The organism is uncultured Rothia sp., from assembly GCF_916049665.1.
Lineage (GTDB): Bacteria > Actinomycetota > Actinomycetes > Actinomycetales > Micrococcaceae > Rothia.
Map to the genome: position 1 here is coordinate 1 of NZ_CAJZIE010000050.1, position 18,268 is coordinate 18,268.

An 18,268-nucleotide genomic window follows, 5' to 3' on the forward strand; every position below is an offset into this window, starting at 1 on the left:
GTATCAGACAGTCGCCATTTGGGTTTGCGGGGGTATTTTTTAGGCTAGGCTGACCTGGTATTTTTTTGCGTTACGGCTAGTCGGTAGGCTTTTAAAAATAGATTAAGCCAAAAATGAAATCTTCGTCACATGAATTTTTTGATGAAGTCCACGCTTTTTCCCACGCATGAAATTCACCGAATAACGCATAAATTTTCTTCGCTATTTTCCTGCTTTCACGCCCACACTCGCAACTCATCGCCCGCAGACCGAACAACGAGGCAGAAGAAACCGCTACCAAAGAAGGAGGGGCGCCCCGGCAGACCGGAACGCCCCTCCCCCACATTGCTGCTTTGCTAATAGGTCAGCGAGCTACTTCTTAGCGCGCGCACGCTGATGCGCCGCACGCGGCGAGAAATACTGCGCGTCCTTCACGCGAGCGCGAGTGTACACGAGCATGCCCAGCATTGCCGCAACCGGGGCGCCAAACCACCACAGGGCACCGTAGAAGCCAATCGCCGAGTGGCTCGGGTTCACCAGCACGAACGGCGAATCGGGGCGACCATACGCCAGAACGTACACGGTCACGAACGCCGCAACAGCCACAACAGCCGCCGCATAGCCGCGGCGCAGCGACAGGGCACACCACAGGGCGGTAAAGAAAACCGTCAGGTACGCCACCAGCAGGCCGATCGGCAGGGCGGTGTCCCCCGCGTACACGACCCAGGCGTGGTAAATCGACCCGGCGATACCGGCGAAAATACCCAGAATCGAGCCGGTCAGAACGCCCGCAACCAGGCCAGCCTCCTGAGGCTTCGGGTGCACGGTCGCGGTCGGGTCACCGTCGAGCACACGGAAAGTCTCCACAGCAGAAATCTTCTGCGGCACCTTGTTCGAGTACTCGAAGGTCTTCTCGTCTACGACCGTAATCTGGGTGCGGTGCGCCTCCATCGCCTTACGCTTGGCGGTGCCGTCACCATAGATAGCCGCCTGAACGCGCTGATCAGCCGTATCGAACTCGCCCTCAATACCCCAGGTGAGAATCGGGCGGTCCTCGTCGTCGTCAAGAATCTGCAGGGCGCGGTGCACGATTTCGTACACGCGCACGTGGTCGGGGTGGCCGTAGCCGCCATCCGAATCGTAGGTGACCAGAACATCCGGATTGAGGGCGCGGATAGCGGCAACCAGCGCCTGAGCCTGCGGTTCCAGAGGCTGCGCGGTCAACGAATCAGCCGCCGCCACCGGGTTAGCGACGGGCTTACCCTCCGGACCCCACGCCATACCGGAATCACGGTACAGGGGTAGCGCGCCCTCAGCGACGGCGGGCTCCTGGCCTAGGAAGAACTGCTTCTTCACACCCAGCGCCTTGATAGCGCCGGCAAGCTCACCGGTACGGTACTCGCCCAGTGCCTCACCATTATCACGGCAACCAGGCTTACCAACCTCCAGGTGGTGCAGCTCCTCGGGAATGACCTCGCCCAGCTCACCGCGGGTAGCGGTCAGCAGGTACACCTCCGCGCCCTTCTGCGCGTAGTACGCCATGGTCGCGCCGGTCGAAGAGGTCTCATCGTCCGGGTGCGCGTGCACGAACAGGATGCGCGCATTCTTCGCATCGTAGTTATTCGGCAACAGGTCGCGGCGGGAACCGGGGGCGATGCGCTCACCCTGCGTGGGGTAGCTGGGGGTCGCAGAATCAGGCTGAGTGTTCTCGGTTTCAGACACAGGCTTTCCCTCTCATACGCAGGGTCGGGCTTTCGGACAGTCAACAGCGCAGTGCGGGGTGGCGGGTAGGTGCCACCGCCTCGGGCGCATTATTTTATCTTACACACTCACCCGCACGGTGCGGGGCGTTCAGGCTTTTCGGAGGCGGTTTTAGGCAGAAAGCAAAAGCACACTCCCTCCCCTACCCCACCGATATTTCCCGAAGACGTTCGAGGGTTAAATAGAACCGCCGCCACCTTCCATACAGAAGGTAGCGGCGGCTTTTTCACCGTAGCTACAGCGCAATGCCCATCAGGCAGGAGCTATAGCCTCAGCAGTATTAGTCGTTCGCACGTGCGCGGCGGCGGAACTCGCGGACACGCTCGTTGGAATCCAGGATGACCTTACGGATACGAATCGCCTCGGGGGTCACCTCAACGCACTCGTCTTCACGAGCGAACTCGAGGCACTCTTCCAGGGTCAGCTTCTTCGGCGGGGTCAGGTTTTCGAAGTTGTCCGCGGTCGAAGAACGCATGTTGGTCAGCTTCTTTTCCTTGGTGATGTTAACTTCCATGTCGTCTGCACGGGAGTTCATACCAACGATCATGCCCTCGTACACCTCGGAGGTGGGCTCCACGAAGAAGGTGCCGCGCTCCTGCAGGTTAATCATCGCGTAGGGGGTCACCACGCCGGCACGGTCAGCAATCAGCGAACCGTTGGTGCGGTACTCAATGTCGCCAGCCCAGGGCTCGTGCTCAATCGAGTAGGAGGAAGAAATACCGGCACCGCGGGTCTCAGTCAGGAACTGGGTACGGAAACCAATCAGACCACGTGCGGGAACAGCGAACTCCATGCGGACCCAACCGGTACCGTGGTTCGCCATGTTCTCCATGCGGCCCTTACGTGCAGCCATCAGCTGGGTAACAGCACCCAGGTACTCCTCGGGCACGTCAATGATCATGTGCTCCATGGGCTCGTAGACCTTGCCGTCGATGGTCTTGGTAACCACCTGGGGCTTACCCACGGTCAGCTCGAAGCCCTCACGGCGCATCTGCTCCACGAGGATAGCCAGGGCGAGCTCGCCACGGCCCTGAACTTCCCATGCGTCCGGACGCTGGGTGGGCAGAACCTTGATGGACACGTTACCGATGAGCTCGCGGTCCAGGCGGTCCTTCACCTGACGTGCGGTGACCTTTGCGCCCTTGACGCGGCCAGCCAGCGGGGAGGTGTTAATACCGATGGTCATGGAGATCGCGGGGTCGTCCACCTTGATCAGCGGCAGGGGCTTGGGGTTCTCAGCGTCGGTCAGGGTTTCACCAATGGTGATGTCCTCGATACCAGCCACTGCGACGATTTCGCCGGGGCCAGCGGACTCTGCGGGAACGCGCTCGAGAGCCTTGGTAGCCAGCAGCTCGGAGATACGGACATTCTTGATCTCACCGTCGTGGCGTGCCCACGCAACGGTCTGGCCCTTCTTCAGGGTGCCGTTGAAGATACGGACCAGTGCCAGACGACCCAGGAACGGGGAGGAGTCCAGGTTGGTCACGTGTGCCTGCAGAACCTCGTTGGGGTCGTAGGTGGGAGCGGGCACGTGCTCGATGATGGTCTTGAACAGCGGCTCAAGGTCGTCGTTGTCGGGCAGCTGGCCGTCTGCGGGCTGGTTCAGGGACGCAGCGCCAGCCTTACCGGATGCGTACACCACCGGAACGTTCAGCACAGCATCCAGGTCCAGGTCCGGGACCTCGTCCGCCAGGTCGGATGCCAGGCCCAGCAGCAGGTCCATGGACTCGCCAACGACCTCGTCGATGCGGGAGTCGGGGCGGTCCACCTTGTTGACCACGAGGATCACGGGCAGCTTAGCAGCCAGTGCCTTACGCAGCACGAAGCGGGTCTGGGGCAGCGGGCCTTCGGATGCGTCCACGAGCAGCACAACGCCGTCAACCATGGACAGGCCGCGCTCCACCTCGCCACCGAAGTCGGCGTGGCCGGGGGTGTCAATAACGTTAATGGTGATGGTCTCACCGTTGGCGGAAGGGCCGTTGTAGAACACGGTGGTGTTCTTCGCCAGAATGGTGATGCCCTTTTCCTTTTCGAGGTCGCCGGAGTCCATGACTCGGTCTTCAACATCTGCGTGGGCAGAGAAGGCGTGGGTCTGCTGCAGCATCGCGTCGACGATGGTGGTCTTGCCGTGGTCAACGTGTGCCACGATGGCCACATTGCGAAGGTCGGGGCGCGAAGCGGTGTTTTCAGACATGCGTTAAGTTTCTCGCTTAAATCTAGGGGATAGTCTTGCCAGCGGGTGCGCTCTAGAGGCGCGGGGGTCACGGGGCCGTACCTTATTTTTCAGGTATTTGCCGGTTCGAACGTTTGCTCCTGGAGCCGCTCTGCAATGAGAGCGTTTCCGGGCACGCCAAAACGGACCCCCCTCCGTTGGGCTTAGCTACCAGTGTATCACTAGGGCTTTTCTGCGAGCCACTCATCAAGCATGCGGCGGGCGACAGCATTCGTGCCGGGCAGCTCCAGCTTGGCGGGGTCATCCTCGGCGCTGTTGCCGCGCTCCTCCGAAATGGCAATCGCCTCACGCAGCTCCGCGGCGGTGAACCAGCGCGCCGCACGAATCTCACCGTCGTGGTGGATGATAGGTTCGTTCTCATCCACGCGCGCCCGGTAGCAAATCATGAGCGAGCGCGGGAAAGGCCACACATCACTCATACGGTACTCGGTGCTGAGGGTGTGCAGGCCGGTCTCTTCGTAGACTTCGCGGGTAATCGCCTCTTCGAGGTTTTCACCCGGATCAACGAATCCGGCGATGAGGGCAAAACGGTTGGGGTGCCACTGGCGGTTATTCGCCAGCAGCACGCGCTCGCCGTCGCGGCTGGTCACCAGCGCCATCACGGCGGGTTCAATGCGGGGGAACACCATCTCGCCGGAGGCGGTGCGGCGGATGCCCTTCGAGCCGAGGGGCGCCTCCTCACCGCTGTATGCGGAGTAGCGCATGTCGATGAGGTAGTCGCGGCGTGCCAGGGCGGTGGCGTAGTGGGCGCGGCCTTCCGGGTCGTCGTGGACCGGGTAGTAGCGGAAACCACTGGCGGAGGCGCGCACCCGAGAGTTGTTCAGGTCGGCGGCGACTTGCGCGAGGGTTTTGTCCTCGCAATAGAGCACGTGCACCTGCGCCCCGTTCTTCTCTGCCTCACTGTTCTTCTCCGCATCTGCGCCATAGGCGGCGGGGCGAATCACGCTGCGCGCCAGGATAGCGTCCTCGGCCAGCGGCTCGGCAGCATTGCTACCGGTCAGGTAGTGCAGGGTTCCGTCGTCGTTGAGGAGGGTCTCTCCCGCGCGGGAGATGAGCAGGTAGCGCGGCGCGGTGTCAGAAACAGTCTCGGGCGTGTGTTCAGGTGAAGAAGTCATGGATTTTACTCTACATCTTGATACTGTAAGGCCCACAATAGGGTGCCAGGTTTCGATTTTTTCGCCGTATCGTCCCATATCACCCTCGAAAGAGATGACAGAGGCACCCGAAAATAAGAGAATGGAACCATGACTACTTCTATTGACCCTACGACCACCTCCGCGTGGTCTGCTCTGTCCGCTCATCACAAGTCCCTCACTCCGAACCTGCGCGAATGGTTTGCCGCTGACCCGGAACGCGCGCAGAAGCTCAGCTTCACCGCCGACGAACTGCACGTCGACCTCTCCAAGAACCTGATTACCTCCGAGACCGTTGAGCTGCTGCTCAAGCTCGCTGAAGAGGTCAAGCTGGAGCAGGCTCGCGAGGCAATGTTCTCCGGCGAGCACATTAACGTCACCGAGGACCGCGCCGTGCTGCACACCGCCCTGCGCCGCCCCGAGGGCTACACCCCCGCACTGACCGTTGACGGCCAGGACGTAGACGCAGACGTCCACGCGGTTCTGAAGAAGATTTACGCTTTCGCTGAGCGCGTGCGCAACGGCGAGTGGACCGGCATCACCGGCAAGCGCATCGAGACCGTCGTGAACATCGGTATCGGTGGCTCCGACCTGGGCCCGGTCATGGTGTACGAGGCTCTCAAGCCCTACGCAGACGCAGGCATCACCGCACGCTTCATCTCCAACATTGACCCGACCGACGTGGCAGAGAAGGTCTCCGGCCTGGACCCCGAGACCACCCTGTTCATCGTCGCGTCCAAGACCTTCGGCACCCTCGAGACCCTGACCAACGCACGCGTGGCACGCGAGTGGCTGTTGTCCGCACTGGCTGAGGCTGGCGCTCTGGAAGGTAAGGAAGCGTCCGAGGCTGTGGCTAAGCACTTCGTGGCTGTCTCCACCGCACTGGATAAGGTTGCAGCATTCGGCATTGACCCCGAGAACGCTTTCGGCTTCTGGGATTGGGTTGGCGGCCGCTACTCTGTAGACTCCGCGATCGGTACCTCCCTGGCTATCGTTTTCGGTCCGAAGGTTTTCGCTGAATTCCTCGCCGGCTTCCACGCGATGGATGAGCACTTCCGCACCGCTCCCCTGGCTCAGAACGTACCCGTTCTGATGGGTCTGCTGAACATCTGGAACGTGAACTTCCTCGGTGCTGAGACCCACGCGGTTCTGCCCTACGACCAGTACCTGCACCGCTTCCCCGCATACCTGCAGCAGCTGACCATGGAGTCCAACGGCAAGTCCGTTCGCGCGGACGGCTCCTTCGTCAACTACGCAACCGGTGAAGTGTTCTGGGGCGAGCCCGGCACCAACGGCCAGCACGCTTTCTACCAGCTGATCCACCAGGGCACCCGCCTGATTCCCGCGGACTTCCTGGCATTCGCTAACCCGGTCCACCCGACCAAGGACGGCGAGCAGGACGTTCACGAGCTGTTCCTGGCTAACTTCTTCGCACAGTCTCAGGCTCTCGCCTTCGGCAAGACCGAGGAAGAGGTTCGTGCAGAGGGCACCGCAGAGCACGTGGTCAACGCACGGATCTTCAGCGGTAACCGCCCCTCCACCTCCATCATGGCGCCGCGCCTGACCCCGCGCGTTCTGGGCTCCCTGATTGCCCTGTACGAGCACATCACTTTCGTTCAGGGTGTTGTTTGGGGCATTGACTCCTTCGACCAGTGGGGCGTTGAGCTCGGCAAGAAGCTGGCGCTGGACCTGGTTCCCGCTATTGAGGGTGACCGCGAGGTTCTGGCTCGTCAGGATTCTTCGACCGCTTCGCTGATTGACTACTATCTGAAGAACCGCACCAAGTAGTAGCTCGAGCCTGCATATGCCGGTTTTGTAGCCCGGCTGTGTAGGGTCAGCGCAGATGCACAAACCGCCGGATAGGCTCCCGTTTGGGAGGTTATCCGGCGGTTTTGCTATATGGGTTCTGGCTGGCTCAGTGCTGCTAGCCCACGGTGGGCAGGGTATCCGAGGCGATCTCCGCGATAATGCGCACCACGGTGGATTCGGGCAGTTGCGGGATGCCCTGCTCGTCGCGGACCACGCCACCGGCGTCACGGTGGGCGGTCATGCCGGTGCCTTCGGTTGCTTTTTCACCGGCGGCAGTCTCTTCACCGTCAGCGCGGGTTGCGGGCACGTGCACGAACCCTGCGGGGATGCTCAACCCCAGCTCGCGGCTGATGCGCTGGCTCTCATAGAACACGTGGTTGCACACGTAGGTTCCGGCGGTGTACGAAATCTCGACCGGCTCCCCCGCCGCACGCAGACGCTCAAAGCTGGCGCGCACCGGCAGGGAGGAGAAGTACGCCTCCTGACCGCCCGGCGCAATCGGCTCATCGCAGCGCTGGTCGCCGTCGTTATCTTCAATACCGGCGGAGTCCAGGTTGATAGCGACCTGTTCGAGGCTGACCACGTCGCGGCCAACCGCCACGCCCAGGCTGATGAGCGCGTCGGGCTGCACCTCCTGCAGGGCGGCACGCAGGGCGGTGCTGGAACCGTCGTAGCTGACGGGCAGCTCGCGGGTGATGACGTTCAGGTCCGGACGCATCTGGCTCAGCAGACGCTGAGCGCCCTCGGCGAGCGCTACGGTGGGGTTCACGGGCACGCCGGGGAACGGGCCGAAGAAGGTCAGCAGCAGGGTGCGTGCCTGGTTCGGGGTGGTTGCCATAGTCAATCTCGTTTTCTGCAGTGGTTTATTCAGCAGTGCTTGTTTTATTCAGCAGTGTTTTTCTCAGCAGCGTTCTTTGCTGCGGCGTTCTTTACTGCGGCGCGGCGCTCCAGGTCCTTGGCGAGCGCCTCCAGAAGCTCTTCGGGGGTGGTCGCGATAATGAGCTCGTCCAGGTAGCGTTCGTTGAGCAGACCGGTGGACGCCATGTAGTGCATCGCATCGATGAGCTTGTCCCAGTAGCCGTTGACGTTCAGCAGGGCGACCGGCTTGGAGTGAATGTCGAGGAACTGCCAGCTGAACACCTCGAAGAACTCTTCGAGGGTGCCGGGGCCACCGGGCATTGCGACGAACGCATCAGCCTTCTCAATCATGGCGATTTTGCGCTGGTGCATGGTGTCCACAATGTCGAGGGTGGTCTGACCGGGGTACACGCCCTCCAGTCCGACCAGCTTGTGGGTGACCACGCCGTAGACGACGCCGCCGGCGTCCAGGGTTGCGCCCGCGACGGTGCCCATGAGGCCGGTGCGACCGCCACCATAAACCACGCCGATGTTGTTCTGGGCGCAGAGGGTGCCGAGCTCGCGGGCGCGCTCGGTGAAGAGCGGGTCGTTGCCGGAGCGTGCACCGCAGTAGACGGCAAGGTTGTAGTCAGTCTTCTTCATGGTTCTCCTTGAGGGGTGGGCGAGGGTACCGTACGCGTCGCTGCGTGGCGGCTTCTCCTCGCGGTGTTCTGTGTTGAGGGTACCGGATGTACCTGTGTACCTCATGTGTGCCGCCTGCCGGTTTAGGGGCACGTGTTGGGTGCGGTGGTTAGGGTAGCGGGGTGCGTGCTAGCAACGGGAATATCTGCTCGGTATTCAGCGGTGCCTGCGCAGCAGAATCGGAGGGGCTGCTCATGGCGGGGTTGACCCAGCGTAGCTCAGCAATTTCAGCCTGCGGCACCAGCGTAGCCAGCTGTTCGTGTTGCTCGTTGGTGGGGGCGTATTCGAAGGTTTCGGCGCGCACCGTAAAGCCTGCCTCGTTCAGTGCCGCCGCTTCCAGCAGTCCGAGGTGGTGCATCCGGTCGGGGTCGGGGGTGAGCCCGATTTCTTCGCTCACTTCGCGGCAGGCTGTCTGTAGCGGGGTCTCCCCCGGTTCGGGTTTGCCGCCGGGCATCATGAACCCGTCGCTACCGCGCTTGCGCACGGTGAGTACGAGCCCGTCCCGGTTGCGGATTGCTACAGCGCACACGTTCACGACGCGGTGGGCGCTGTCGATGGCGCTGTGTTCAGCAATGGGCTGGGCAGTGTGGGCTGCTTCTACTCGGTTCTGCGGGTTCTTCTGCGTGGGCATCTTTCTACCCTAGCATTTCCGTATCCTCCACCCGGCGCTGTACGTGTTTGTCTTATTCATCCGCCCTATTGTGCGCCCTGCGGGCAGTGGTTTTACGTAATATTTCGGCGAGTTATCTTATGTCCGGTTCATGCGTTTAGGTGCGTGTTACGGTGTAATTAACCGCGATGTCGCGGTACCGTATACGCACTCGACTTGGCGCGATACAGGAAGAGTGCGAATCGCTCAATCACTCATATAGAAGGAACTTCGTGATGGCTAACTCTTCTCGTGCCCGCCGCTACGGTAGCGCCGGCGCTTCTGTTCTTCTTGCCGCCTCCTTGAGCCTGGGCGCTCTGCCTTCTGTTGCGGCAGCGAATACCCCGAATCCGGATAACCCGCCGGTTATTACGGTCTACAACTACAAGGTTGAGACCAACACCCGTGAGTTGAAGACCGCCCTGCGTCTGAACAAGATTACGTTCAAGGCATCGAAACTGCCCGCGAAAACTACCGCTTTCGCCCCGGCTTTGCATGAGGCAAACCATAGGGGTTTCCCGTTCCTGAACCCGATTCAGACGGTGCGCGTTGACGGCCCGTTCAAGGACGGCACGGCGACTGCGACCCATTACGTTCCCGGTAGCCTGATTGACCCGGCGAAGAACTACAGCTTCGTCGCTAATATCATCGTTGATGGTTACGGGGGCGGGCAGGTTCTGCGCATGAACGTTGTGAAGGATAGCGCCGCACCGGTTCTGCACGTGGATTCCCCGCGTCTGAACACCAAGGGTGAGACCGTGTTGAAGGTGCGCGGTACCGGCTACACGGGTGAGGCGACCCCGCACGGTGTGCGTGTGGTCGTGTCTGATACGAACGTGTGGGTTCCCGGTCGTTTTCCCCAGCAGGGTATGCGTTTCGTGGCTCAGGTGACGGTACCTGCTTCGCAGATTCACAACGGTGTCTTTGAGACGGAGGTGAAGGTTCCGGCGGATGTTGCGGCGACGCTGAATACCTCCCACAAGTACATTGCGGGCACCATGGCTGCCGGCGTTGAGGGTGCCGAGTACGGTTCGTTTGATGCTCAGAAGCCTCTTGAGCTTTTCGCGCAGGAGCCCGTGGTTTCGGCGGTTCCGACCTATGCCCCGACGGTAGCTCCCCTGCCCGAAGCAACCGTAGGTGTTAACCCCACTGACGCACCGACGGTGGCACCCCTGCCGGAGGCAACCGTAGGTGTGAACCCGACCGACGCACCGACTGTGGCTCCCCTGCCCGAGGCAACCGTCGGAGTGAACCCGACCGATGCGCCCACCGTGGCACCCCTGCCCGAAGCAACCATTGGCGTAAACCCGACCGACGCACCGACCGTAGCGCCCCTGCCGGAAGCAACCGTTGGAGTGAACCCCACTGACGCACCCACCGTGGCACCGTTACCCGAAGCAACCGTGGGTGTGAACCCCACCGACGCGCCGACCGTGGCGCCCCTGCCTGAGGCAACCGTAGGCGTGAATCCCACTGATGCCCCGACGGTTCCCGCTCTGCCGGAAGCAACCGTGGGCGTGAACCCCACCGATGCGCCGACCGTCCCGGCACTGCCTGAAGCTCCGATGCCTGCAGATAAGGCACCTGCTGACAAGGTTCCCGCGGCAGATCAGGCACCGGTTGCCGATAAGACTCCCAACGCGGACAAGCTGGAGGACGCAACCGTGGCGCATCCCAAGAGCAAGCCCGCTCAGAGCAAGCCCGCTCAGGAGGCTTCGGTGACCGCCGCCCGCTCGGCTCAGGACACGCTGGCAAAGAACACCCCGGCAAAGGACAGCCCCAAGAAGGCTACCCTGGCGAACACCGGTGCATCCAGCGTTGGTGTGATTGTTGGCATTGGTGTTGCTGCAATCTGTGCTGGTCTTGGCTTGAGTGTTCTGCGCTCGCGCCGCCGCTCCTAAGAGCTACAGGGCGCACAGTCTAGCCCACCCGTGCGGAATAAACTGCGGATAGCAAAGAGCCGCCGGCTCCCCCTCAGTCAGGGGAACCGGCGGCTCTTCACGTATCAGCTAATTCAATCAGCTGGCGCAATCGTTCGCGTTACTTCGAAGCCTTAACCTCAATGCCGCTCACGTCAATCTGATCCAGCGGAATGATGCGGTCACGGGTGACCACGCGGTGCACCAGCCAGACCGCGATAATCACGGGCAGACCAATGTAGGAGCTGAGCACGCCAGCCCAGTCGCCGCTCAGGAACGCCTCGTAGTTCTGGCCGCCAATGACGACCAGGCACATGAGGAAGGCGATAATCGGGCCTGCGGGGAAGAACGGTGCCACGTAGGGCAGGTCCTTCAGGCTGTTGCCCTGCTTCAGGTATGCGCGGCGGAAACGGTAGTGAGCCACGGCGATACCCACCCAGGTGATGAAGCCAGCCAGGCCGGACACGTTCACCAGCCACAGGTACGCGCCATCCGGCGAGAGCAGCGCGGCGATGAAGCCGACTGCGCCGATAGCTGCGGTTGCCAGTAGTGCGTTCATGGGCACGCCGCCGGAGTTGATGTGGGTGAACATCTTCGGTGCCTTGCCCTCCTGGGCGAGCGCGAAGAGCATACGTGCCGAAACGTACAGGCCCGAGTTACCTGCAGAGAGCACTGCGGAGAGGATCACGGCGTTCATGATGGCTGCCGCGAAGGCGATGCCCGCACGCTCGAAGATGAGGGTGAACGGGGAGATGTTGATGTTGCCGTCCGCTGCGGTGAGCAGGTTCGGGTCGGAGTAGGGAATCAGGAAGCCGATAACGACCATCGCACCAATGTAGAAGAGCATGATGCGCCAGAACACGCTGGTCAGTGCGCGGGGCACGTCGCGGCGGGGGTTCTCGGACTCGCCCGCAGCCACACCGATCATTTCGGTGCCCTGGAAGGAGAAGCCAGCCACCATGAAGATGGCGAGCACAGCGGGTGCGCCGCCCACGAAGGGGGCGTCGCCGACGGTCCAGTTGGAGAAGCCCGGGGAGCTACCGCCCAGGATGCCGAAAATCATGGCGATACCTGCAATGAGGAAGACGACCACGGTCACGACCTTGATGGTGGCGAGCCAGAATTCGCTTTCACCATAGGAGCGTGCCGAGAGGGCGTTGATGCCGGTCAGCAGCACGAGGAATCCTGCCGCCCACACCCAGGATGGGACGTCCGGGAACCAGTACCTCATGACCTCACCGACGGCGACGAGCTCGGCGGCGACGGTAATCGCCCAGTTGAACCAGTAGTTCCAGCCCATGGCGAAGCCGAAGGACGGGGACACGTAGCGTGCCGCGTAGGTCTGGAATGCGCCGGGGACGGGCAGGTGCGCAGCCATCTCGCCGAGGGACTGCATGAGGAACAGCACCATGACGCCGATGAGGGCGTAGGCGAGGATTGCGCCGCCGGGGCCTGCGGTGGAGATGGTCTTACCGGATGCGACGAAGAGGCCGGTGCCGATTGCGCCGCCGATTGCGATCATCTGCATGTGGCGGGCGGAGAGGCCTCGCTTCAGTTCACCCTCTGCGGGGGTGGCTTCCGATGCAGCGCCGGAAGTCTCTGTAGGCTGTGCCATGTCAGGTCTTCTTTCTGAGGCTATTGCTTCGTGCGTTTGTGAGCGGTCTAGTCTGTGGTGTCCAGTCTAGTCCTGCTGCGGGTGGTGCCGCCGAAGGTTTGTGCCTGGGTCAAGAAATTCTTCAATCTTTAGAAATTCTTACGTACCGTAAGTTTTTCTAATCTGAGGGTCAATCCTACCGGCTTTTCAGGCTCATTTCCACCCAAAACCACAAAAACACAGAAAAACCCTCCCGTACCCGCTTCATCACAAGCGGTACGGGAGGGTTCAATATCAGGCTAGTTCGCCCGGCCTATTCAGAGTTCGCAGGGTTTTTAGCCCACCCAGCGTATTTAGTTCGCCAGGTTGTGGAAGGAAACCTTCGTGGGGTGCTCCACGGTACGGGAGACGGTGCAATCCTTCTGCTCGCTGAGCTGAATCAGACGGTCCACCATCTTCTGTGCCTTGGCGCCCTGCTCGTCCTCGGGGAAGCGCACATCGAAGTCCACCTCAACGTCGTCGAGGCGAACCGCGCCGTCCTCGTTGAGTCGCAACGCCGAGGCGAGCACCTCGAACACTTCGGGGGTGGAACGGCGGGAGGTGCCCGCGTCCACGTCCACGGAGGAGCATCCGGCAATTGCGGCGAGCAGCAGCTCGACGGGGGTCAGCAGGCCCTCGCCCACACCGAAATCGAGGGTTGCGCCGTTCGCACCGTAGGCGCGGTAACGCAGGCGGTCGATGCGCTCGATCTTGGTCTGGCGGTAGTTTTCGAGTTCGCGGCGTTCCTGCTGGCGCTCGTACACCTTCTTCTGCTCGGCGTTGTTCTGCTCGGCGTTGTTCTGCTCAGCCATTGAGATTCCTTTCGGGTTGCCTGTGCGGTCGCTAGGTTATTCAGCGCCGCGTTGTTTAGTGTCACTCACTATAAGCGTGTTTCTCATATTTTATTCCCGGACTCCTTTTCTCGGCGTTCAACTGGGCTCTGCTATACACTGGAAAGCCGCGGCGGGCGTTATCGTTACCCGCGCACAGGCAGACAGGCTTTTCACAGAACGTAACGCATACAAGGAACCCACTGATGGCACAGACCCCGAACGCTAAGCATGCGAGCGCGCAGAATGATTTCCGCTTGGCTATTGCGGATTCTTCCGTGGTGATGCTCGGTATCGCTGTGCTGGGTTTGGGTTTGGGTATTATCCTCAACGCGCACGGTCTGCCCATCTGGACTGCTCCGTTGCTATCTGCCCTGGTGTTTGCTGGTTCGGTGGAGTTCCTCATGGTGGGCATGGTCAGCGCTGGCACACCCCTAGCATCGATTGCCCTGACGGTGTTCCTCGTGAATGCGCGCCACCTGGTGTACGGCCTCTCCTATCCGTTGCACAGCGTAAAGGGTTTTTGGGCTAAGGCTCTGGCTATTCATACTCTCTGCGATGAGGCGTTCGCTCTCAACTCCGGTCCTGACCGCAATGAGCGTTCGGGTGCGCGCATCCTATGGGTGAACGTGCTGATTTACATCTCCTGGATTTTGAGCGTAATCCTCGGGTATGTGCTGGGTGCGAGCTTCTTGAGCGATCTGAAGGGTGTGGACTTCGTGATGGTGGCAATCTTCACGGTTCTTGCGATGGACGGTTACCGCGCCAACCCGGATCGCGTGACGGCGCTATTTGTTGCGGTTTCGGCTGCGGTGGCGCTGATTTTTGCGCCGTCCTCGTTCCTGGTGGTGGCGTTGGGTTCGTATGTGGTGCTACTGTTGGCGCGTTTCCCGGTGGCGAAGCGCCGCGGTACGCTACCGCATCGTACTGTGCATGAGGGAGAGGCTAGGGCTGAAAGCACGGCGGAGACCCCAGGCACTGCCGCTTCCGCTGATGCGCCCGCTTCCACACAGCGATAAGAACGTTACATACGTATTCAAAACCGGTTAGGATAGATGAGTAGAGCTTCGCTCTCCCCTCTTTCTAGGTTTTACACGATGCTTCCCGCGCGAACCTGCGCGGATGCACCCAGAGGTTGAGGTACCCATGACTCAGATGAAAGACACCGCTAAGGAAACTAGCGACGCAGAACGCTGTGCCGCCCCGGAGTAACACCGCACCGGGAGCGGCATCACCCGAGGCCACACGTAAGAACTAGTTACGCGCACAACTACCCGCGCCAAGCACTAGTCTCACGCAGGAGGAACGACCCTCCGCCTCCATGTTTCGCGGCTTTCATCAACTCACGTACCTACCGCACCACTTAGTACCCCTCTTCGGATGGGCTCTCCCCTACCCTTTTTCGCGGATGCTTTCGCGGCTTGCCCCGCACCGCCTCCGAGGTTTTTATGTGGTGCAGAAAGAGAAACCTCATGAACGGTGAAGTGACCACCGGATATATTCTCGCTGCGGTGTTCGTTGCTGCAGGTATTACTTTTACGCTGCGTCTGCTGCCTTTCGGTTTGAAGAAGGCGCTCGCTGGCTCCGAACTGCTCGATGCACTCAGCCATTGGATTCCGCTCGGCGCGGTCGCGCTGCTTGCCATCTATGCGGTGGCGAAGATTGATTACTCCTCGTTCGCTACGGCGGCACCGTATCTGGCGGGCCTGGTGGTGACTGTGGGTGTGCACCTGTGGCGTAAGAATATGGTGCTGAGCATGGTGGCGGGTACCGTCACCTGCGTTGTGCTGGCTAACTGGGTTTTCTAGGGGGCATCCGATGAGTATTTCTAAGAAGTCTGTTTCTTCCCCCGAGGTTTCTTCTCAGCCCGCGCCGCATCTGGCTTCTCCCGAGCAGGTGGATCAGGTCATCGCGTCCGCACTTCCGCTGACCGGCGTCATTCCCGTGGTGGAGGCGCCCGCCTCCCCCGATACGCCAGGCTCTCAGCAACCGTGTGAGAGCGGTTTTGCGGAGGCGATGCGCGTTGCCGGCGTAATTATGCTGGGCCTGTTCTTTGTCGGCATTGGTCTGGGCGTGCTGGTGCACAGTTACGGTCTGCCGTTCTGGGTGGCTCCCCTGCTGCCGATGCTGGTTTTTGCCGGTTCGGTGGAGTTTGTGCTGATTGACATGATTTCTACGCATGCGTCGCTGTTCTCTATTGCGGTGATGACTCTGCTCATTAATTCGCGCCACCTCATGTACGGCCTGTCGTACCCGATTGAGCGTGTGCGCGGTGGTTTGGCGAAGTTCTACACCGTGTACACGCTCATTGATGAGGCGTACGCGCTGAATACCGGACCGGACCGCCATAAGCTGCGTGCTTCCCGCATCCTGTGGATTCACGCGGGTCTGCACCTGAGCGTTCTGGCGAGCGCAACGCTCGGCTACGTGCTGGGTGCGAGTTTCTTGAGTGAGCTCAAGGGCGTGGATTTTGTGATGACTGCGCTTTTTGCGGTGCTCGCTATTGATGCGTATCGCAGTTCTCAGGACCGCACGACTGCGGCTATTGCAGGTGTGTCTGCAGTGGTTGGTTTGGTGTTGGCGCCGCAGTCGATGCTGCTGATTTCGATGGTGGTGTACATTCTACTGTTGGTGTCGCGTTTTGTGGTGGCTAAGCGCCGCGGCACCCTGCCGGAGCATATGCTGGTTGCCGATGAGGAGCCCGCCGAAGCCTCCGACGCTCGGTAGTCCCAGCGCCTCCACGCACTAACCCCGAACATAGTAAAGCGCCCCGCCCACCCGGTTATTCGGGTGGGCGGGGCGTTATGCTGTCGCCAGCCGCATGTGTGGGTGAACCCATGCGCTGTAGACGTTCAGTATCTGCTGTGCTGTATACCGCCGGGTTAGCCCCAGCGGAAGTACTGTTCAGGAGCAGGCATTGCGCCAGGCTCCCGTATCAAGCTTACTTGATAGCTGCCAGTGCTGCTTCGTAGTTGGGCTCGTTGGTGGTTTCGGGAACCAGCTCGGTGTAGACAACCTCGCCCTCGGGGTTCACGACAACCACGGAGCGTGCCAGCAGACCAGCCAAGGGGCCGTCCACGAGCTTCACGCCGAAGTCCTCACCGAAGGAGGAGCGGAAAGCGGAGGAGGTCTGAACGTTTTCGATGCCCTCGGCTGCGCAGAAGCGGCCGATTGCGAAGGGCAGGTCGTTGGAAACGCACAGCACGACGGTGTTGTCCAGGTTTGCTGCGTCCTTGTTGAAAGTGCGGACGCTGGTTGCGCAAACGCCGGTGTCGACGGAGGGGAAGATGTTCAGCACCAGGTTCTTACCTGCGAAATCTACGGAGGAGATTTCGGAGAGGTCAGCGGCGAGGACCGAGAATTCGGGCAGCTTTGCGCCGACTGCGGGCAGGTCGCCGTTGGTGTGGATTACGAGTTCATTCTGTAGAGTTACTTCAGCCATGCCTTCATTGTCCCCCGGATGCGGCGGGTGTGCAAGGAGACACAGGCGTTAGCGGGTGGAGTTTCCGCATAGCTGATTTTCTGCTATGCCGATTCGCCTCCCCTGGCTCTGCTGTAGCCGCTGTCTAGCGATAATCCCGGCCTGTGACTCTACGGTAACGAACGGCACTGACCGTGCGCACCGCGTGCCCGCCTCTTTTTCCCTATACTGGACGAGTTCACTATTCGCTTCTTGACCAGTACCAATGCGCGCTGCCGCGCATTTCAGGAGTATTCATGTCTTCTACTCGCCGCCGCTTTACCGACCGCATCTCTTTGGCTCTACCCGCATTGGGCGCCGCTCTAGCTCTTGTTGTCACTTCCTGCTCGGCAAGCACTGATTCTGCTGTTTCGGGTACCGTAGTGTCTTCTTCTAGCAGCGCTTCTGCATCCGCGAGCGCGACCTCCACTCAGGCGCTGTTCCCGACCCCGTCGGCGAGCCCTAGCGCTACCCCGAGCGCATCCGCAAGCGCTACCCCGAGTGCTTCGTCGCCTGCTCCGGTGCCGTCGGTGGTGACAATTACGGTTCATGCTGAGCCGACCACCTCCGAGTCGAAGACCTCTGAGTCGGATTCCAAGTCTGAAGCTAAGTCTGAGTCGAAGAAGGACTCCACCTGCGCCTCTGATTCTGCATCGACCGTGGTGTCTAAGGCTCTGCGCGATTTGAAGAATAAGAAAAATTGGGATCAGTGGACGAACGTTTCGGCAAGCTACGAAGGTTACGATCCCTGTGCTGAGCTGTCGTGGATTGACGCGGTTCCAGGTTCTTCCCCGTCTTCGTGCTGCACCGCGGCGATGGTGCACCACATTCTGCTGTTCCACCGCGGCAAGTTCATTGGTACCGCAACCTATGAGCCGTACTCGTTCTCCCCGGTGATCACCCGCACCTCAGACAGCTCGATTCGTGTGACCTACCGTTACATGAAGGAAGATGAGAAGGTGCACAATGCAAGCGGTCGCGCGACCGCTGAGTTCACCTGGAGCTCTTCGCAGAACAAGGTTGTGATGACCGGTGAGGTTCCGCCGAGCGAATAGTCTCTCTGCCTCATAAACCGCGTGTTTGAAGCCCGCGTGTTTGAGGCCTAGGAGTTGGGCGTACGAGAAACCCGCCGTCTCACATATGTCACCATATGCGAGACGGCGGGTTTTCGTTGCTTAAGGATATGTAGAATGCCCGAAGGCTAGCTATTTAGGCAACGAACTTCTTGTAACCGAAGTATGCGGCGCCTGCCAGGATAGCGATGCACAGAATCTTCTTCACGGTATAACTCCTTTGATTGTTCCGGTAGGCACCCGGTGTTTT

Annotated in this window: 15 protein-coding genes; 6 read left to right on the plus strand and 9 right to left on the minus strand. The window is 60.7% G+C overall.

What is annotated here, in order from left to right:
* Positions 1-351: 351 nt before the first annotated feature.
* The 3 genes from QZ540_RS05975 to QZ540_RS05985 form a co-directional block, all read right to left on the minus strand.
* Positions 352-1,701, minus strand: a complete 1,350-nt coding sequence (locus QZ540_RS05975; RefSeq protein WP_294628429.1) for a PIG-L family deacetylase — start codon at positions 1,699-1,701, stop codon at positions 352-354.
* Positions 1,702-2,020: 319 nt separating this feature from the next.
* Positions 2,021-3,934: a translational GTPase TypA gene (typA, locus tag QZ540_RS05980; RefSeq protein ID WP_049347061.1), complete on the minus strand. Its 1,914-nt coding sequence runs from the start codon at positions 3,932-3,934 to the stop codon at positions 2,021-2,023.
* Positions 3,935-4,134: 200 nt separating this feature from the next.
* Positions 4,135-5,088, minus strand: coding sequence for an NAD(+) diphosphatase (locus QZ540_RS05985; RefSeq protein ID WP_294628432.1), 954 nt, complete (start codon positions 5,086-5,088; stop codon positions 4,135-4,137).
* 129 nt (positions 5,089-5,217) lie between these two features.
* Between QZ540_RS05985 and pgi the strand changes: the two genes are divergently transcribed.
* Positions 5,218-6,894 carry a glucose-6-phosphate isomerase gene (pgi, locus tag QZ540_RS05990; RefSeq protein ID WP_294628434.1) on the plus strand — a complete coding sequence of 559 codons (1,677 nt, stop codon included), beginning with the start codon at positions 5,218-5,220 and terminating at the stop codon, positions 6,892-6,894.
* Positions 6,895-7,030: 136 nt separating this feature from the next.
* On the opposite strand, the gene QZ540_RS05995 is transcribed toward pgi, so the two are convergent.
* From QZ540_RS05995 to QZ540_RS06005, 3 genes are all read right to left on the minus strand, one after another.
* Positions 7,031-7,753: a pyroglutamyl-peptidase I gene (locus QZ540_RS05995; RefSeq protein ID WP_294628436.1), complete on the minus strand. Its 723-nt coding sequence runs from the start codon at positions 7,751-7,753 to the stop codon at positions 7,031-7,033.
* A 44-nt stretch (positions 7,754-7,797) separates the two neighbouring features.
* Positions 7,798-8,415, minus strand: a complete 618-nt coding sequence (locus QZ540_RS06000; protein WP_294628438.1) for a TIGR00730 family Rossman fold protein — start codon at positions 8,413-8,415, stop codon at positions 7,798-7,800.
* Positions 8,416-8,563: 148 nt separating this feature from the next.
* Positions 8,564-9,085 (minus strand): NUDIX domain-containing protein, encoded by a 522-nt coding sequence (locus QZ540_RS06005; protein ID WP_294628440.1) that lies wholly within the window; start codon positions 9,083-9,085, stop codon positions 8,564-8,566.
* Between the two features lie 254 nt (positions 9,086-9,339).
* Here QZ540_RS06005 and QZ540_RS06010 point away from each other — a divergent pair, with 254 nt between their 5' ends.
* Positions 9,340-11,004, plus strand: a complete 1,665-nt coding sequence (locus QZ540_RS06010; RefSeq protein WP_294628442.1) for a hypothetical protein — start codon at positions 9,340-9,342, stop codon at positions 11,002-11,004.
* 139 nt (positions 11,005-11,143) lie between these two features.
* Here the strand turns inward: QZ540_RS06010 and QZ540_RS06015 are convergent, their stop codons facing one another.
* Positions 11,144-12,637, minus strand: a complete 1,494-nt coding sequence (locus tag QZ540_RS06015) for an amino acid permease (RefSeq protein ID WP_294628444.1) — start codon at positions 12,635-12,637, stop codon at positions 11,144-11,146.
* Between the two features lie 332 nt (positions 12,638-12,969).
* Positions 12,970-13,467, minus strand: coding sequence for an OsmC family protein (locus QZ540_RS06020; RefSeq protein ID WP_294628446.1), 498 nt, complete (start codon positions 13,465-13,467; stop codon positions 12,970-12,972).
* A 224-nt stretch (positions 13,468-13,691) separates the two neighbouring features.
* Between QZ540_RS06020 and QZ540_RS06025 the strand changes: the two genes are divergently transcribed.
* From QZ540_RS06025 to QZ540_RS06035, 3 genes are all read left to right on the plus strand, one after another.
* The gene (locus QZ540_RS06025) at positions 13,692-14,504 is read left to right on the plus strand and encodes an AzlC family ABC transporter permease (RefSeq protein WP_294628448.1); all 813 of its coding nucleotides are present in this window, start codon (positions 13,692-13,694) and stop codon (positions 14,502-14,504) included.
* Between the two features lie 453 nt (positions 14,505-14,957).
* Positions 14,958-15,293 carry a branched-chain amino acid transporter permease gene (locus QZ540_RS06030; protein ID WP_294628450.1) on the plus strand — a complete coding sequence of 112 codons (336 nt, stop codon included), beginning with the start codon at positions 14,958-14,960 and terminating at the stop codon, positions 15,291-15,293.
* A gap of 10 nt (positions 15,294-15,303) precedes the next feature.
* Positions 15,304-16,212, plus strand: a complete 909-nt coding sequence (locus QZ540_RS06035) for an AzlC family ABC transporter permease (protein ID WP_294628452.1) — start codon at positions 15,304-15,306, stop codon at positions 16,210-16,212.
* 214 nt (positions 16,213-16,426) lie between these two features.
* Here the strand turns inward: QZ540_RS06035 and tpx are convergent, their stop codons facing one another.
* Positions 16,427-16,927 carry a thiol peroxidase gene (tpx, locus tag QZ540_RS06040; protein ID WP_294628454.1) on the minus strand — a complete coding sequence of 167 codons (501 nt, stop codon included), beginning with the start codon at positions 16,925-16,927 and terminating at the stop codon, positions 16,427-16,429.
* Between the two features lie 275 nt (positions 16,928-17,202).
* On the opposite strand from tpx, the gene QZ540_RS06045 reads away from it, so the two are divergent.
* Positions 17,203-18,000, plus strand: a complete 798-nt coding sequence (locus tag QZ540_RS06045) for an LppP/LprE family lipoprotein (RefSeq protein ID WP_294628456.1) — start codon at positions 17,203-17,205, stop codon at positions 17,998-18,000.
* Positions 18,001-18,268 lie beyond the last annotated feature (268 nt).

What these genes read in the sequence shown, in the direction of transcription:
- typA (WP_049347061.1), bottom strand. Translation starts at nt 3,934, where the DNA reads ATGTCTGAAAACACCGCTTCGCGCCCCGACCTTCGCAATGTGGCCATC.
- QZ540_RS05985 (WP_294628432.1), bottom strand. Translation starts at nt 5,088, where the DNA reads ATGACTTCTTCACCTGAACACACGCCCGAGACTGTTTCTGACACCGCG.
- pgi (WP_294628434.1), top strand. Translation starts at nt 5,218, where the DNA reads ATGACTACTTCTATTGACCCTACGACCACCTCCGCGTGGTCTGCTCTG.
- QZ540_RS05995 (WP_294628436.1), bottom strand. Translation starts at nt 7,753, where the DNA reads ATGGCAACCACCCCGAACCAGGCACGCACCCTGCTGCTGACCTTCTTC.
- QZ540_RS06000 (WP_294628438.1), bottom strand. Translation starts at nt 8,415, where the DNA reads ATGAAGAAGACTGACTACAACCTTGCCGTCTACTGCGGTGCACGCTCC.
- QZ540_RS06005 (WP_294628440.1), bottom strand. Translation starts at nt 9,085, where the DNA reads ATGCCCACGCAGAAGAACCCGCAGAACCGAGTAGAAGCAGCCCACACT.
- QZ540_RS06010 (WP_294628442.1), top strand. Translation starts at nt 9,340, where the DNA reads ATGGCTAACTCTTCTCGTGCCCGCCGCTACGGTAGCGCCGGCGCTTCT.
- QZ540_RS06015 (WP_294628444.1), bottom strand. Translation starts at nt 12,637, where the DNA reads ATGGCACAGCCTACAGAGACTTCCGGCGCTGCATCGGAAGCCACCCCC.
- QZ540_RS06020 (WP_294628446.1), bottom strand. Translation starts at nt 13,467, where the DNA reads ATGGCTGAGCAGAACAACGCCGAGCAGAACAACGCCGAGCAGAAGAAG.
- QZ540_RS06025 (WP_294628448.1), top strand. Translation starts at nt 13,692, where the DNA reads ATGGCACAGACCCCGAACGCTAAGCATGCGAGCGCGCAGAATGATTTC.
- QZ540_RS06030 (WP_294628450.1), top strand. Translation starts at nt 14,958, where the DNA reads ATGAACGGTGAAGTGACCACCGGATATATTCTCGCTGCGGTGTTCGTT.
- QZ540_RS06035 (WP_294628452.1), top strand. Translation starts at nt 15,304, where the DNA reads ATGAGTATTTCTAAGAAGTCTGTTTCTTCCCCCGAGGTTTCTTCTCAG.
- tpx (WP_294628454.1), bottom strand. Translation starts at nt 16,927, where the DNA reads ATGGCTGAAGTAACTCTACAGAATGAACTCGTAATCCACACCAACGGC.
- QZ540_RS06045 (WP_294628456.1), top strand. Translation starts at nt 17,203, where the DNA reads ATGTCTTCTACTCGCCGCCGCTTTACCGACCGCATCTCTTTGGCTCTA.